This is a genomic window from Microcoleus sp. MON1_C1, assembly GCF_036701945.1.
Classification (GTDB): Bacteria; Cyanobacteriota; Cyanobacteriia; order Cyanobacteriales; family Microcoleaceae; genus Microcoleus.
In genome coordinates this window covers 81,446-98,765 of the sequence record NZ_JAUBRO010000001.1, presented here as the reverse complement: position 1 = coordinate 98,765, position 17,320 = coordinate 81,446, and the positions used below count along the sequence as shown (strand labels likewise).

Genomic DNA, 17,320 nt, shown 5'->3' with positions numbered 1-17,320 from the left:
AGATGCGCGATCGCATTTAAATTCCTCCCGCTTTTAGTCGTCAGAACATCTATGGCTTACAGCAACAGCGAAATTGAGGGCAAGTCTTTCTACCAATCCGAACCCTTGATCGCCCGCTTGAGAGGGATTATCCGAGATTATCCCGAAGGCGTTGGCATTATCAAAGAGTTGATCCAAAATGCTGACGACGCTAAAGCAACGCGGGTAGAAATTACTCTTGATTGGCGGCACCATCCGGTCAAACAATTGCCTGACGATCGTATGGTACTGCTAATGGGGCCGGCGATGTTAGTCTACAACGATCGCGTGTTTGCAGATAAAGATTTTGAGAGCATTCGCAGTCTGGGACAAAGCGAAAAAGCGCGAGATTTGCAGAAAACGGGTAGATTTGGCGTCGGGTTTAATGCAATATATCACGTTACAGATTATCCGAGTTTCGTATCGCGCGATCGGATCATCTTTTTTGACCCTCACGGTGCAGCTATTCCCGGCACTTCCCGACAAGAACCCGGACGCGAGTGGAATTTAGCAGACGCTAAATGGTACGAACAATATCCCGATTTTATGCAAGTCTACGCAGCGGGAGGATTGCCATTAGGAGATACAAATTTTAAAGGCACTTTGTTTCGCTTGCCCTTGAGAACCGCAGAACACGCTAAAAATAGCGAAATTCGCAAACAAGCTTTTACCGAATCCAACGTCAAGGAACTACTAGACGCACTGATTAATTCAGGTGAAGAACTGCTGCTATTCCTGAAATCTGTTCAGGAAATTAGAGTTTACGAAATACCCGCCAACAGTCAACAAACTCGGCAAGAGATTCTGGCGATTGTTACCCAGAACCAGCAAGAAGTACGAGAAGCGCGGCAACAACTCCTCGATGCAATTCCCAAGACACCAGACAAATTGCTGGAATTGTGCCACAATAATCCAGCCGGTTTAATATCAGTTTCTTACCGCCACGAGATAGAAACGATTAGCGGGAATCGGAATACCAAATCAACTTGGAGAACAGTAAGTTTAATTCGCACAGATGAAGGCGGCGAGTTGGCAAAAGTCATAAAAGCAATGTACGAAAGCCAAGAAAAAGTCTTGCCTTGGGCGGGGGCTGCTGCTAGGATTAATGCTGTTAGTACCGAGGAAAACCCTCAACCTGTGGGCGGGAAAGTTTACTGTTTTTTGCCACTTCCCCTGGAAACGGGGCTACCCGTTCACCTCAACGGTTTTTTTAATTTAAATAGTTCGCGGGACAACCTCAGCAGCGACAGCGGACAAACTGGAAAAGACCGACCGAGATCTATTTGGAACCAACTACTCGCGCAGCACGTTTTGTCCCACGCTTATGCTAACTTAATTGTTGATTTAGTGCAAGATATTGGCAGGTATCAGCCAGAGGAATTTTACAAACTTTGGCCTATTAGCAAAATTACTGTTAGCAAAGCTCTCGAAGAACTGCACCGTTTTGTCATACAGTTATTGTATCAGAGAGCAGTTGTGCGATCGGCTGTAGAACACGCTGTAACTCAACATCAATTCAGCGGGACAGTGGTGTCACAAACAAGATGGGTGACGCCTCCGACAGTCAGAAATCTACCTTCTAAAAAGTTGTGGGACGAATTATTAGCAGCAATGCGCGCCGACAATATCGACATTCCCGAACCGCCATTACCAGAGTCAATTTTGGCAGCTTTTAAAGATGCAGGTTTGCCGTTGCAAACATTCACTGCAGCTAACTTGCGACAGCACTTAACCGAAAACAAACAGCTAGGCGTCCCATTGCAAGATGCACCGAAACCCAGCTTGCAAAATAGACAGTGGATTGCGAATATGCTGCGCTATTGCATCAGCGACAATCACCGGGATTTGCGCGGTTTGCCGCTAGCTTTTCTCGCTAATAATACTCTGCAAGTATTTGGTTACAACCCGATAGGCACTATTTACTTTTCCGAAGAGACATCAAGGCAGATATTTGCCGATCATCTAGAATGGTTTTTGCATCAAGATTTAAGCCAGGTAGTGCCTCCACATAACATGATTGGCGTGTCAGAAATGAAGGCTACAGAAGTAGCGAGAAAATTGGTTTATGTCATTAGTTCAACGCAGTCACAATGCGATTGGCAATCTGATGCACTAAATCCACCAAATGCAGAGTGGTTGACTCTCGTATACAATTATTTTTTTAAGATCTCCCCCAGATATCTGTCGCCAGAAACAGTCGAGGAATTAAAGAAAGTTCCACTGGTTCCGGGAAATGATGGTAAGCTTCACAAAGGAGGAACTGTGGAAACTCCTTTGTTGTGCGCTGATAATATTGCAGCGGAAACGATCGAGGCTGTACAGTATTTTGGGGTGACGCTTGTCAAAGCACCGGCTAAACTTGAAAGTGCGATCGCCCAATTCGCTCAAAGACACAAAAATCTGTTAGTCTATTTTCTGACAGGCCCAGATGTCCTAGACACAGTATCTTCGCGGTGCGATCGAGGTTTGCCGCCCTACCACCAACAGCATTCTACATCTCTTCTCAATTTCCTGGCAGCTTCAGAACCAACAAATTACAACCAAGATAGCCTCAACAAGCTGCGTCAACTACCAATTTACCCCACAACTTCCAACGAAATAGTTTCCCTTAACGATGAAAATGTCTACCTTCCAGGCGGCGGATACGAACCGCCAGAAATTGCGGGTACGTTGAGGCTTTTACGCATAGAAAAAAACAGGCAATGGCTGCGGCTGTTCCAATTTTTGCAAGTTCCGGTACTGAATCGCGCTAGACTAATTCGCGAGTGTTTGTTACCTGAGTATGCCTCATTTGCTCCTGAAGAACAATTAATCGCGCTGGCGTGGATTCGAGAGCATCTGAATGATGCTTGCAAAGAACTAGAAAAAGCAGGAGAGAATGCTTTTTCATTCCAGGAAGAGCTGAAAAAGGCGCGTTTGGTACGCTGTAGCGATCGCAGATTACGCTCTGTCGAACTAATTTACAATCCCGAAAGTCAAGTAATCCGCAACATTCTCGGAAATTTAGCAGCTATTCCAGACATGGAATTTTACTCGCAGGATTATGCACTCTGGCTCGATTTTTTCGATAATTTGGGGATGCGAAAAACCTTGAGTGCAGATGACATTGCAGCTTGTGTTGACAATCTAATTCAAACCGCCAATCGTTCGGGTACAGGCGCAGTAACCGATGCTTGTATTGCGGTTTTTAACTACATAGTTGATAATTGGGAGGCACTAAAATATACCCAAATTGGGAATACCAACAAAACACTGGCTGAAACACTCGCAGATAAACCTTGGCTTCCTGTCGAGCAAAATCCTGAGAAGTTAAGCCAATATCCCGCCGCTGCGATACCTGAACCCAGGCTGTATCGCGCTAAAGATGTCTGTTTCATTCAAGATGTTCGCTTAGTTGCTAGCCAAAAATTTTTATTTGCACGCCCTGAGCGCGACTTGCTGAAGCCCGAAATCAGAACTGCACTTGGTTTTCAGCCTGTAGATACCACTACAGTTATCGACCACTTTGATACACTAATCAAAACTTGGGAAAATGACAGTTGAAATCACGACATCCGACGATCTAAACGCACATTTACAATCAGTAAAGGCAATTTACAAGTATCTCGATGATACTTTCATCAAAGGCAGTATTTCCAGCGAACAACGCCAGCAAATTCAAAAGCGCTTTGCTCACCGTCAATGTCTGTGGGATGAGTCTAGGGGTAAGTTTTGGCGGCCAAAATACGCTTTTTTGGATGACGTGCCTTTTTTCGGCAACCGCCGCACAACTATAGCGGTTTCTAATCCATTTTCCGAAGTCTATCAGCTTTTAGGACAAGGGATATCGCCTGTTGTGCAAGATTACCTAGATTTTCTCGAAGAATTAGCAGCAGAGTACAGCAACACACCTTTAAACGCAGCAGATAAAAACTCTGCGATCGAGGTCATCGGCCGTCTAGAATCTCAACAGTCATTAGAAGGATGCACAGTTAAAAACCCACCGATACTTACTGCTAACATCACACTTGCTCCCGCCTGTGAAGTTCTCATCCCGGACGCACCTTGGCGCAAAGATTACATTGATCCCAACCAGATACTGCACCAGCAAATCTCCCCAAAATTTGCCAAAGCTGCGGGAAGTCTTTCTTTATTAAAAGATGTGATTGAACGTCCGACGACGGTCAAAAATGCCCTAAATGCTAAAAGTAATGATTGGTGTCTAGAATGGCAAAATACGCTAAATTCTCCAGAATTTCTATCGGGTTTAAAGCGGCTGATTTTCCACGAGCGCGACTCTGAACTAATCCTCGATCTCATCTGGATTGCAAAGGCTAAAGTTTCGCCAGCTAGTCAAATTCATGTAGATTTATTCTGGAAGGGTGAAACCAAAATCGCGGCATCTATACCGGGGACTCAATACTTTGATGAGTTGAATAAAATATTTCATATTATCAGTAGCAGTAGCAGATACATGATGCTCTGCTATTTAGCAGAGAGTATTAATGCTCGACTCGGCGAATATGCAGTGCAAAATCTGCTGCCGCTGGCAAGCATTCTGGATGCTGAGCCGAACAATATTAATGCTTTGCTAAATGAGTTGCGAATTAGGTCTTTACCGGGCGATTTGTCTGCCGTCACCGCCCCTAATTTAGAAATTACATCCTCTGCAGGAGAAAAGGGCGATCGAAAGGGAGATAGCTCAATTTATTGGGGCGCATTTTGAGCGAGGATAATGAGCATTATTATCGGCTCTGTAAGGTACGCAATGCGTACCCTACCAGCCTCTATTCTTCAGTCCGCGCAGGCGGACTTCGTTTGTATAGACGCGGTTTCAACCGCCGAATCTAAACAGATTGAGTTACATGATGGCGGCTAGTCAATTTATCCAATTGATTCACCAACAAACTCAGGAACAATCCCACATCGGTAACAACTCCAGTAGATTCGATCGAACCGCGATCGCTCAATTTAGTCACCACCGCCGGATTAATGTCCACACACACCATCTTCACACCAGCCGGGGTCATATTTCCCACACCAATTGAGTGCAGCATAGACGACAGCATTAACACCATATCCGCACCGCGTAACAGCTCAGTATATTCTTCTTGAGCCTTCACTAAATCCATTTGGGTGTCGGGAAGCGGGCCGTCATCGCGGATCGAACCTGCTAGGGAAAACGGTATATTGTTCTTGACGCACTCATACATCACACCGTTAGTAACCAGCCCGGCTTCAACAGCTTTTGCAATACTCCCGTAACGCCGCACAGTGTTAATTATTTTCAAGTGATGTCGGTGTCCGCCGCGCACAGCAACACCGCGTTTCATGTCAACCCCTAAAGAGGTTCCCATATTCGATTGTTCCATGTCGTGAACTGCGATCGCATTTCCACCTAACAACGCTTGTACGTAACCTTCCCGAATCAAATGCGCTAAATGTTCGCCACCGCCGGTATGGATGACAACAGGCCCCGCCGTAACTACAACTTTGCCACCCCGATCGCGAATTTGGCGCAATTCCCACGCTACTTGTTCCACTACCAATTCTACGCGGCGCTCGCTAGAAACGCTGCCGGACATAAAGCTGAATTCTTGAGAATTGCGCTGTTCCCGCGATTCTGTTTTGCGGATGGTGCGGATACCCACTACATCTACAACGACTTTTTCACCTACTTTTAAATCGCGCAATAATTTGCATTTAGCCACTGGGCCCTCAGCAGTTTCCGTAATAGCTACTGCTCCATCCATCCGCTGATTTTGTACCTTCACCCACTGGTTATTTACCCGCACTTCTGTGGGATAAATCGTACTCACATAAAAGTCGTCCGGGGCGACGCCATCTTGCACTACCGGCTCTAAAATAGCGTCGCAAATCTCTTGCGGCGGAGGAACTGCACCCAAGTCAATCAGCATTCCCATGATTTCTTCCATCACATCGTGGGAAGGAGCCGAAACTTTAACGTCTGCAGATGACGTGCTTTGCCGCTGCTCTCCTAAATTGAAATTGAGCACTTGGAAACTGCCGCCGTTTTCGATAATTAAGTCTAAAGCGCGGCTGATTAAACCAGCATCGAGCAAGTGACCTTCCATGCGAATTGTGCGGCTTTCTACCATCACGTTTGGCGATCCATCTTCTTGAATCGGTTCCGTTACCCGCAGCGTCAAACACTTACAGGCGCCGCCCGCTTTCAGGAATTCGGTCATCGGCGTTTCAATTACTTGAAAACCTGCCTGAGTAATGCGCGTTTTCAAGGCTTCGCTAACCTTGTTCATTACCACTACTTTGTCAATATTGACGGCATTGCAGGCAAAATTGGCGGCATCTGCTTCTTCAATGGCAATGCGTTTTTCCGGCGCAACTCGCATTTCAATTAAGCGGTTGGAGTAGGAGTCAAATGCTGCTGGATAGTAGAGCAAATAGCCACCTGTCAGGGGACAAAAACAGGTGTCTAGGTGATAGAAACGTTCGTCAACTAAACGCAGCGAAAGCACTTCTATGTTGAGCCATTTTGCTAGTAACGGGTGCGAGTCGAGTTCGGAACGGAAGCCGTAGCCGGCCCACAACCAGCGTCCTTCGCGATCGAGCAAAGCATCGCCCGCGCCTTCAAACGGCAAGTCTTTCGGGAGTTCGTGCACGGTGAAACCTTTGCTTTCAAACCATGCTTTGAAATAGGGCTCTTCGCCTTGGCGTTCTTTGTGATAGAAACGGCTGAGGACGAATGTATTGCCTAAAAGTAAGCCTGCGTTTGCGGTGAAAACCATATCCGGCCAGCCTTTTGCGGGCGGTACGAGGTCTACCACAGCGTTGTCTTTGAGGACGTGGTAGAGTTTTTCCCACTGTTCGACGGCGCGATCGCGCGATGATTTGTGTACGTTGCCCTCCATCCACGGATTAATCACGTAATCCACATCGTAGTGGTCAGGAGCACACATGAGGAAGCGAATTGAGTCAGTCATAATTCAGTAAAAATGTGGTAGACGCTACAGCAGACGTATGTTGACAGAATTTGTATAAGAGCAACTGTAATATTCACTACTAATTTTAGCAGCGTAACGTCTGGAGGCTTTTAAGGCTAACTTTTTATTATATCAGGCTTAGGATTAAATTATACTAAATCACAGACTGTTAGCAAGAAATACTGGAGAAAATGCCAGGTTATGACGCAACCTAAAATAGGTTCTGATAGACGATTAATATGGTTTCCGTTCAATTGCCCCCAATTGGACGATCGGGACGGGTTTACGGTCGTCTCAGGCTGATATTAGAGATTGTTGGTGGACTCGCCCCTACAATAATTATGGTTAATTGGCCGGACAGGATATAACAGCTTATCCTAGCTGTTAATTTTCAACTTTTGCGAAATCGGAAGTTCGATCGCAAATTCTGTTCCCCGGCCAACTTCTGAATGACACTCCAACTTACCGCCGTGCCTGTGTTTAACAATTTGGTAACTAATCGACAACCCCAAACCAGTGCCGCTGCCGATCGGTTTGGTAGTAAAAAACGGGTCAAATATCCTTGACTGAACTTCGGGACGGATACCGGGCCCGGTGTCAGAAATCCGCACACACACTTGCTTTTCTCGGCTGACTTCAGTAACAATGCGAATCTGCTTAACTTTGCAAGTACAGTTTGCTGAGGACTCTTCCACAGCGTCGATCGCATTCAACAACAAATTCATAAATACCTGATTTAATTGAGCCGGATAACACTCGACTTTTGGCAGTGTGCCGTAATTTTTAATAAGTTGAATTTCCCGACGTTTTGGCTGTGACTGCAATCGGTGCTGCAAAATCACCAAAGTGCTCTCTATCCCTTCATGAATGTCTATTACTTTGCGCTCTGTTTCGTCAAGTCTCGAAAAGTTTCGCAAAGACAGCACTATTTGCTTAATTCGATTAGCACCTTCTTGCATAGAAGCCATGATTTTCGGAAAATCGTCAGCGATAAAATCTACCTCGATTTCTGCCAATTCTTGAGCTATTTCTGGAACTGGTTCGGGATAGTGTTGCTGATAAAGGCTGAGCAATTTTACTAAATCGCCAGCGTACTGTTTGGCCGGAAGAATATTGCCGTAGATGAAGTTGACAGGGTTATTAATTTCGTGGGCAACTCCCGCTACCATTTGCCCGATACTTGACATTTTTTCGGATTGAATGAGCTGGGATTGAGCATTTTTTAAGTATTCCAGAGTTTGTTCTAACTGTTGCGCTTTTTCCCGTTCTCGCAGTTCGCTAAGCAGCAAATCTGCTTCGGCTTGTTTGCGATCGCTAATATCGATATGCGTGCCCGTCATCCGCACAGGATTTCCCGAAGCGTCGCGTTCCATCACCTTCGCTTGACTCAAAATCCACTTCCACTCGCCGGATTTTGTCAGCATCCGAAATTCCTTTTCGTAAGTCGGCTCTTTGCCTTCTAGGTGAGCATCTAGCGCTGCTTTAACCGGACGCCAATCCTCTGGATGTACCAGTTGCTCCCACGATGCGATTTTATTTTCTATTTCCTCTACTTCATATCCTAGCATCGTTTTCCACCGCGAATTAAAATAGACTTCTGCCGTGACAAGATTCCAATCCCACAATCCCATCGCACTGCCTTCAAATGCCAGCTCAAAACGTTCTTCACTAAGAAGCAAAGCAACTTCGGCTTGTTTGCGATCGCTAATATCCATTACTGTTCCCAACAGTTTGATTACTTCCCCGGTTTCGTTAAAAACCGCTTCTCCCCTTCCTTCCACGTATATGATTTGACCGCTAGTATGAAAAAATCGGAACTCTCTTTTGTAGGAAATGCCTTGTGAGATAGTGAGGGTGACAGTTTTTTGAAACAAGTGTCTGTCGCCGGGATGACACATCTTTAAAAGTTGGGCAGATGTCGGTTCAGTTGCAGTTGAGTCAAGACCAAAAATGCGGAATACTTCTTCTGACCAAGTAATTTTATGGGTGACTAAATCAAATTCCCAACTGCCGATATGGGCAATTTTCTGGGCTGCTGCTAGACTAGCTTCGCTCTGTTGAAGTTTAAGTCGCTGTTGTTTATCTTGTTCGAGAAGATTGGCTTGAGCGATCGCAATTCCCATCTGTGCCGCCACAGCGTTCAATAATCTGATCTCATCTTGTGTCCAGTGACGCGGGCTATCGTACTGGTGCAAGCATATCATTCCGTTGGCTTTTCCCTGGTAGGAAGTGCGGATGGATATCAGCGACTTCAAACCTATTTGACAGCACAAATCTCTGACGTTTTCTAGCAGGGGTTCGGAAAAAACATCGTCAGAAACTACAGCTTGATCTTGGGACAATAAAAACTGAACGTGAGGATTGCCCTGTACGGGGATTTCTAACTCTAAAAGTGATTGTGATGGGCCTTTTCTGTACTCAGCGACATTAAAAATTCGGGGAACTGGGTTTTCTGTGTAGGTGTGAATCAAGCAGCAATCGGCATTAAAAATTCTGCCTATTTGGGCCGCCGCGGTTTGAAAAACTTGCTCGGGATTTAAGCTGTAGCGGATTTCGAGAGTAATTGTTTCTAGAAGAAATCTTTGCTTGATTTGCCGTTCCAAAGCAGCTAAAGCTGTTTTAAGTTCGAGTTCTGCTTGTTTACGATCGCTAATTTCAGCAGCAGTTCCCAGAATTTTCCAAGGTTTGCCGTCCGCTGTTCTGGCAAACACGCTCTCCCGGCTCAAAAACCAGCGATATTCACCATTCTTGTGCTGTATCCGGTATTCAAAATCAAAGCTTTCGCCATCTTTGGCTGTCGCAATTTTTTTTCTTTGTTCTAAGAATCCAGGGATATCGTCAGGGTGTATTAACTTAGGAATAAATGTGGCTGCCATCTGCTGTATTTCTTCAAACCTGTAGCCAATATCGCTATAGATTTCGCGGTTGACGTAGAGACTTCTCTCTTCTATCAAATCGTAAACGTACAATAAATTAGGATTAGTTTTAATTACTGCCGACAGCCAGTGCTGGCTTTCTCGTAGTTGTGCTTCGATCCGCTTACGTTCTTCTATTTCAGCTTCTAACAGCACATTTTTTGCTAAAATTTCTTTAGAAAGCCGACTGAGCAGCAGTTGATTTTCGACGCGAGCTACGACTTCTTCTATTTCAAACGGTTTAGTAATATAGTCTACCGCACCCAACGAAAAAGCTTTGACTTTATCAAAAACTTCATTTAAAGAGCTGATAAAGATCACAGGAATATTTTTCGTTTTCGGAGACGCTTTTAGCTGTTCGCAGACTTGATAGCCATCCATACCGGGCATCATGATGTCCAGCAAAATCAAATCCGGTGGACTCGATCCAGCAAAGTTGAGGGCCAATTTGCCATCTCGTGTCGGCCGCACTTTATATCCCCGCTTAGACAAAAGCCGGGATACAAGTCGCAAGCTTTCTGGATTGTCGTCCACCATTAAAATATTTTCTTGTAAAGCAGTGTTTGGAAGTCTAATTGTTTCTCGTCTGGGATTTTTCTCGTCAGTTGTATTCACAGCAGACCCTCAAATTATTCAAATTTTTTATGTAGGAATACTTTTAAGTCATTAACCATTTGTAGCTAACACTTTCAGGTAAACCAGCACAACTCTTGGGTAGATAGCACACTCCTAAATTATCTGTAATTATATCAAAAATAAGAAGAGTGGGAAAATGTGTGGAAATCTAATTGTCGCAGCCCATCAAGAAAACAGCCGAGATTCCTCAAATCACAGGCTCAGCAAGCAACTTGGATTAAAGGTAAAATTTTTACAATGTCTAGAACCGGGTTTCGCCTGCCTTTACCTGGTGGCTCGCTATTGTGTTTTCTAAGCAAATATCCTTAGTCGAAATGACAATTAAAACACCCCCCGATCAGTGGTGTCAACTTAAGACTAAAATCCTTTGTTTCTCTGGTTTGTATCCAAGTCTTGAGTCCGGTAAATCCCCTTTCTTAAGCAAGGCTAGGAGAATTTAGGCATAAGTGTCAACCAGTATACCGTTACTACATTTGAGCTTAAGTTGACACCAATGGGCCCTGAAACACTCCTACAATATCTTATATTTTATTTGCACCGTCCGGCTGATTTATGGTATCTTTCTCTCGACCTGCAATTCCCCACAAGCGGCGTACACGGCTTTCACGTTATACCAATTCAGAAAAATCCGAGCGATTTCTAAAGCTAACTGCGGCTTACCTCGGTCAATCAACCACTGCAAAAAAGGAGTCATCGTCCGCTCGTTCAGCATCCCACCTAATGATAAAACTCCCCACAGTATTTGGTGCAAAACAGTCATTTGAATCATCATCCGCACTTCCCAATTAGGGTGCTTTTGATAAAACACAACTCCCATTCTCCCGCGCTGAATTTCTCGGTCAATCATGCCCGGAATTTGCTCTAAACTAAAAGGTGGATGCCAGTGATAGCCGACAGCCGCCGGACATTTAATCAGTTTCAAACCTAATTTTTTCAACCTAACACCCAATTCTAAGTCTTCCCATCCGTACAGTTGAAAGCGAGTGTCAAAAAGTCCAGCAGCCAGCAGCCAGTGGCGGGCGATAGCCACATTTCCAGTAGCAAAATAAGCAGCCGAAAAATCGGTGATTTTGTAAGGCTCTGAGGTAGGATTCTCGAAATTGCAAGTGTTAATCACACTGCCGTAAGTAAAAACAGCATCAGTATCTTTGTAACCCTGTAGTAAAGCATCTGCGTGTGCTTGCAAAAAATGCTCTGTTACCACCAAATCGCTGTCAATAAAAATAATCGTATCGCCCTTGGCATCTTCAACGCCCAAATTCCGGGCAGCCGCGGGGCCTTGGTGACATTGAGCGATCGATCGCACATGAGGCAACAACTCAGCATTTGTCGCCAACCACTCCAGCGTCCCGTCGGTCGATCCGTCGTCCACCACAATTACTTCATACTCTCTGACAATCTCACCGAACTGCTGATTTTCCAAAGCCAGTAGACATTTTGCCAAAATCGGTTTACGATTGTACGTCGGAATCACAACACTAAAAAACACGGTTTTTCCCCATCTCCACAGTTACCGTATCCCACGGTAGCAGATTTTTCGCAGCAACTCCCCCGCGAAATAGCCAAGTTTAGCAAAAAAAGAATATATAAATCTGTGCTATTTCTGACAAGAATCGATCTCAATTAGGTGCATAATGAAAAGTCGGTTAAACCTCACATTAGGCACCATTCTCAAGAACAGGCAAGATGCCTGTTCCACAAAAATGATATTTTTTTGTGGTGTGGGCATCTAGCCCGCCCTGAAAAGCTTAGTGACAAGGGTGCAAGATGTCAGTTAAATTCAGGATGTAAATAGCAATGAGTCGCGCTAAAAAAGTTGTGCTAGCATATTCCGGCGGAGTCGATACCTCCGTCTGCATTCCTTACCTCAAAAACGAGTGGGGTGTGGAAGAGGTAATTACTCTGGCTGCGGATTTGGGACAGGGAGACGAATTAGAACCGATCCGCAAAAAAGCTTTAGCATCCGGTGCTTCGGAATCTTTAGTTATTGATGCTACCGAAGAATTTGTCAAAGACTATGCGTTTCCAGCGATTCAAGCTAACGCACTTTACGAAAACCGTTATCCCCTTTCGACTGCCCTGGCTCGCCCGCTGATTGCTAAATTGTTAGTAGAAGCTGCGGAAAAATACGGTGCAGATGCGATCGCCCACGGTTGCACAGGTAAAGGAAACGATCAGGTGCGGTTCGATGTGTCGATCGGCGCGCTAAACCCCAAGATTAAGATTTTAGCACCTGCGCGGGAGTGGAAAATGAGCCGCGAGGAAACGATCGCATACGGCGAGAAATGCGGTATTCCGTCCCCGGTGAAAAAGTCTTCTCCTTACAGTATCGATCGCAACTTATTAGGAATGGCTATTGAAGCCGGAATCCTGGAAGATCCTTGGGCGGAACCGCCGGAAGAAGTTTATTTGATGACAAAGGCGATCGAACAAACTCCCGACACACCCGAATACATAGAAATCGATTTCGATTGCGGAAATCCTGTCAGTTTGAACGGCAAAAATTTATCACCAGTCGCCTTAATTTCCCAACTAAACGAAATAGTTGGAAACCACGGAGTCGGCCGGATTGACATGATTGAAAACCGCTTAGTCGGGATTAAATCGCGGGAAATTTACGAAACACCAGCGATTTTAGTTTTGATGCAGGCGCACCGAGACTTAGAAAGTTTGACGCTGACAGCCGATGTGACGCGGTACAAACGCGGCATCGAAGAAACCTACAGCCAAATGATTTACAACGGTCTTTGGTACAATCCTTTGAAAACTGCTTTAGACGCATTTATTCAGGACACGCAAAAGCGAGTAACTGGAACCGTGCGGCTCAAACTATTCAAAGGAAATGCGACAATTGTTGGTCGCAAATCTGAAAATTCTCTCTACAGTTTCGACTTAGCAACCTACGGCGCAGAAGACGAATTCGATCACAAAGCTGCTGAAGGGTTTGTCTATGTTTGGGGACTACCAACCCGCGTTTGGTCGGAGAAGAATAGAGGTTATAAATAGGAGCGAATTAGGGTTAAAAACTCGATGTTAGCCCGCCGAATCGAATTCGGATTAACAATTCGATCTTAATTAAGAGCCGGGTGGGCATTGCCCACCTGTTTCGCGGATTAAAAGTAGGGCGCGCATCGCTCTTTTCTACCTATGCCGGACTCAATTTTTCCCAAAAAACTTGCACGACTAGATCCGGTTGTTCGCTGCATCGGGTAGCGTCGTAATGTTTGACAAGACAGATGCCAGAATCTATCAAAAGCCGATCGCACATTTCATCTTCTGTTGCGTTTTGATAGCAGGATTCGCTGTCTGTTTTCAGTATCCCTAGCTTGTTTTGGTGGAAGATCAGAAAGTCAACTTCTTGGTTTTGTCTCCCTGCGGCTGTTGTCAGTTGGAGTTGGGGGTTGAGGTTTAGGAATCCTCAAACACTAGAGTTTCTCAATACTTACCAGCAATCCGAACCAGCACGGCTGGCGGCCGAATCAGCCTTGCGCGAGCTTGTTTCTCAACTGTTAAATTCGGGCGCATGAATTTAGCGCAAATCGCACAAAGGATGAATTTATCGACATTGGAAGTACAGCGATTAGTAGGAGGAAATGAATGAGCGAGCGCCTGCTTTCTACCTTCAGATTACAGCCTCGGATCGACAGGTTCGCTCTCCATCGCTAAAACTCCGAAAACGCACTCGTGAACTTGTCTCAATGGAGCACCCGCAACAAATCTCTCCAATGCTTCTATACCAAGAGCAAACTCTCGCAACGCCAAAGAACGCTTGCCGGAAAGTCCGCGCGCTCGCAATTTTTCTAAATGTTCCGGCAAAGAATATTCCAGACCGTAAATAATTCGCAAATACTCTTTTCCGCGACATTTTACCGCAGGCTGTACGAGTCCTTTGCTATTTTTCACAATAAAATCCATTGGTTTAACAACCATTCCTTCGCCTCCCGAATCAGTCAGTTTTTCCCACCATTGAATACCCGCTAATTGGCTGTCGAAATCGGCAATTTCAACTATTTTGTATTCAGTAGCTAACAGGAATTCAGGGTCAGCTTTACAAATTTGTGAAATCTGTTCCATGTGCCAACAGTGATTTTTGTCAGTGTGAACTGTTCCCTCGGTTGCCAAGATGTGGAAAGGTGCTAATTTGAGGTCTGAGATGGATTTCACAGGCCAGCAGTAGCGCTGGTAGGCCTTAACATAGCGATCGGCTAGTTCGGCTCGCTCTTGATAGCTGGTTAGCAAAGAATTAATTTCAACTCCCCGCTGGTTTGCCTGTTCTAAGTTCTTAATCGCCTCCGCAAACCCGTGACGAGATGCTGTTCCCACGGCGGCGTATTGCTCTTTCAATAAACCTTGAGCTTTGGCTGACCAAGGCATTAATTCGCAGTCCAAACACACCCAATCGGTTTGAAATTTCTCCCAAAAATTGCTCGCAGTGAGAGCGACATTTACCCGCGCTAAAAATTCTCTTTCTAAGGTAGAATTATCAAAAAAATGCCGTCCCGTGCGGGTGTAGCAAATGCCCATACTCTCGCTGAGAATGCCAAACCGACGTAAAGCTGCCGATGCGTCGCGGCAAACAATCACAACTGCACGGGAACCCATGTGCTTTTCTTCGCACACAACTGTCGATATGCCCTGCTGTTGGTAGTAGCTAAATGCTTCGGCTGGATGTTCTAAAAGTCCTGGTTCGTTGGAGGTAGCAGCGGGAGACATTGTGGGCGGCAAATAAATCAGCCATTTGGGATTGGCTGCAAACCGACTCATTACTTCTAGGGCTGCGATCGCATTTTCTTCTTTAATCGTAATGTTACTTTGCAGGCGAGTTGAAATAAGGCGTTTTCCGAGTACGTCGCTAATGTCCAGTACGTCATCAAACTGCTGTTGGGCGGTGAGATTCACTGCCGCCAAACCGCTATTAATAACGGGTGAATTAATGTCTCTATTGTTAAGTGGAGTTTGGCTGTCTTGAAAGAGGATCGGTTTGGCAGGTTCGCAGTAAATTCTAGCAGCAGGAACGCTGACAAATTCTCTTTCGGGATACCGCAAAGCTGTTAGTTTGCCTCCGAAAACGCAGCCCGTGTCAATATCAACTGTATTGTTCAACCATTCTGTTTCTGGAACGGGGGTGTGTCCGTAAACAACCGCTGCCTGACCTCGATATTCGGCAGCCCAATTGTAGCGGACGGGCAAGCCGAATTCATCGATTTCGCCAGTTGTTTCTCCGTACAAGGCGAAATCTCTAATGCGGCGCGATGCGCGTCCCTGAAATTCAGCTTTCATCCCGGCGTGGGCGACGACTAATTTTCCGCCATCGAGGACGTAATGCCCAATCAAACTATCTAAAAATTGGCGAATTTCTCGTACTGCTGATTCGCGCAATTCATCGGGTAAAGCGGCAATTTCTGCTAAGGTTTGTTCGAGCCCGTGGTTGATTTTGACATTTTTGCCGTTGAGTTTTCGCAGCAGTTTGATGTCGTGATTTCCAGGTACGCACAAAGCTGTTTCTGCGAGTACCATGTTTCGCACGAGTTTGAGGGTGTCGAGAATGCGCGGGCCCCGATCGACCAAATCGCCCAAAAACACGGCTTTACGCCCTTCTGGGTGCGCGTAGGTAGGAAACTTCCCCAAATCGGATTCGCTGGATTTTTCGATAATTTGGTAGCCCAACTGTTGCAGCAATTGTTCCAATTCGTCGCAGCAGCCGTGAACGTCGCCGATGATGTCAAAAGGGCCGCAGTCGCCTTTGCGATTGTTCCACAAAGGTTGTCTTTCGAGTTCCACCGCGTCGATTTCCTCTGGGGAACGGAGGACGTAAACGTAGCGAAATCCTTCGCGATCTAGAGATTTGAGCGATCGCTTTAAATTCTGAACGTGGCGGCGAATTACATGATTTCCAAAATTGCGGTTTGCACGTTGTTGATTGCGATCGCCACACAATTTTTCTGGTAAATCTAGCACAATAGCAACCAAAAAGCAATGGTATTTTCGGGCTAATTCCAACAAAGGTTTGCGGCTTTCCGGCTGAACGTTGGTAGCATCAATCACCGTTAGCTTACCTGCGGCCAGACGTTTAGCAGCGATTAAATGCAATACTTCAAAAGCATCAGCGGTGGCCGCTTGATTGTTTTCGTCGTCGGAAACCAGACCGCGGCAGTAATCCGATGAAATGATTTCTGTAGGTAGGAAATGCTGTCGCGCAAAGGTGGATTTTCCGGAACCGGATGCACCGATGAGAACGACTAGAGATAGTTCTGGAAGCGTAATTTTCATTGTTTAACAATATAGATTTTTTACTCGTTACCAGGCTGTGCCTGGTAACGCAGATCCAGAGGCTCTGCCTCGAATTCTCATCGAACCTCGCGAGGCAGAGCCTCTGGGCATCGGTTCCCAGGCTGTGCCGGGGAACCAGTGAAAATTGTAATTTTCATTTAATAATATTATTTCGCCAACATCTGTACCAAACTATCTAAAACTGCTTTTTGTTCGTCAGCGCTGATTTTATTGCCATTCAAGCTCCTCCCACTCCGTAGTGGTGACATCATCAAGAAGGACATCATCATGTTGCTCTGCCATTTTTGCGAACGCTTCCTCCCAGCCTGCACGCGGTTTTAGGGCTGCACGAATGACAATCCGATCGCCATGAACTTCGATTTCTACTTTTCCGCTAATACCAATTTGCTCTAACAAAAATTTGGGAATGCGAATGCCCTGAGAATTGTCAATTTCAACGATCTGGGTTTGAATAGATTTACTCATAGCGGAAGCCTGCATTTTTCCAATTTTAAGTATATTGTAAGCACAAACAGACTG

Annotated in this window: 8 protein-coding genes; 3 read left to right on the top strand and 5 right to left on the bottom strand. The window is 45.5% G+C overall.

The window, feature by feature from the left end; all coding sequences use genetic code 11:
- The first annotated feature begins 51 nt into the window (after window positions 1–51).
- Window positions 52–3,561, top strand: a complete 3,510-nt coding sequence (locus QUA62_RS00390; protein ID WP_333401901.1) for a sacsin N-terminal ATP-binding-like domain-containing protein — start codon at window positions 52–54, stop codon at window positions 3,559–3,561.
- Window positions 3,551–4,723, top strand: a complete 1,173-nt coding sequence (locus QUA62_RS00385; protein WP_333401900.1) for a hypothetical protein — start codon at window positions 3,551–3,553, stop codon at window positions 4,721–4,723. The genes QUA62_RS00390 and QUA62_RS00385 overlap by 11 nt, the downstream gene beginning before the upstream one ends.
- A 121-nt stretch (window positions 4,724–4,844) precedes the next feature.
- Here the strand turns inward: QUA62_RS00385 and argZ are convergent, their stop codons facing one another.
- From argZ to QUA62_RS00370, 3 genes are all read right to left on the bottom strand, one after another.
- Window positions 4,845–6,959: a bifunctional arginine dihydrolase/ornithine cyclodeaminase gene (gene argZ / locus QUA62_RS00380; protein ID WP_333401899.1), complete on the bottom strand. Its 2,115-nt coding sequence runs from the start codon at window positions 6,957–6,959 to the stop codon at window positions 4,845–4,847.
- A 377-nt stretch (window positions 6,960–7,336) separates the two neighbouring features.
- The gene (locus QUA62_RS00375; RefSeq protein WP_333401898.1) at window positions 7,337–10,489 is read right to left on the bottom strand and encodes a PAS domain-containing protein; all 3,153 of its coding nucleotides are present in this window, start codon (window positions 10,487–10,489) and stop codon (window positions 7,337–7,339) included.
- 571 nt (window positions 10,490–11,060) lie between these two features.
- The gene (locus QUA62_RS00370; RefSeq protein WP_333401897.1) at window positions 11,061–11,999 is read right to left on the bottom strand and encodes a glycosyltransferase; all 939 of its coding nucleotides are present in this window, start codon (window positions 11,997–11,999) and stop codon (window positions 11,061–11,063) included.
- Window positions 12,000–12,307: 308 nt separating this feature from the next.
- Between QUA62_RS00370 and QUA62_RS00365 the strand changes: the two genes are divergently transcribed.
- On the top strand, window positions 12,308–13,516 hold the full coding sequence (locus QUA62_RS00365) for an argininosuccinate synthase (protein WP_190659290.1): 1,209 nt from the start codon (window positions 12,308–12,310) through the stop codon (window positions 13,514–13,516).
- Between the two features lie 621 nt (window positions 13,517–14,137).
- Here QUA62_RS00365 and QUA62_RS00360 read toward each other — a convergent pair.
- Entirely contained in the window at window positions 14,138–16,780 is a 2,643-nt protein-coding gene (locus QUA62_RS00360) for a polynucleotide kinase-phosphatase (protein WP_333401896.1), read from the bottom strand.
- 228 nt (window positions 16,781–17,008) lie between these two features.
- Window positions 17,009–17,266: an AbrB/MazE/SpoVT family DNA-binding domain-containing protein gene (locus QUA62_RS00355; protein WP_333401895.1), complete on the bottom strand. Its 258-nt coding sequence runs from the start codon at window positions 17,264–17,266 to the stop codon at window positions 17,009–17,011.
- Window positions 17,267–17,320: the final 54 nt, after the last annotated feature.

Bases quoted from the DNA above. Each gene is read 5' to 3' on its own strand.
- QUA62_RS00360 (WP_333401896.1), bottom strand. From the start codon at position 16,780: ATGAAAATTACGCTTCCAGAACTATCTCTAGTCGTTCTCATCGGTGCA.
- QUA62_RS00385 (WP_333401900.1), top strand. From the start codon at position 3,551: ATGACAGTTGAAATCACGACATCCGACGATCTAAACGCACATTTACAA.
- QUA62_RS00390 (WP_333401901.1), top strand. From the start codon at position 52: ATGGCTTACAGCAACAGCGAAATTGAGGGCAAGTCTTTCTACCAATCC.
- QUA62_RS00355 (WP_333401895.1), bottom strand. From the start codon at position 17,266: ATGAGTAAATCTATTCAAACCCAGATCGTTGAAATTGACAATTCTCAG.
- argZ (WP_333401899.1), bottom strand. From the start codon at position 6,959: ATGACTGACTCAATTCGCTTCCTCATGTGTGCTCCTGACCACTACGAT.
- QUA62_RS00365 (WP_190659290.1), top strand. From the start codon at position 12,308: ATGAGTCGCGCTAAAAAAGTTGTGCTAGCATATTCCGGCGGAGTCGAT.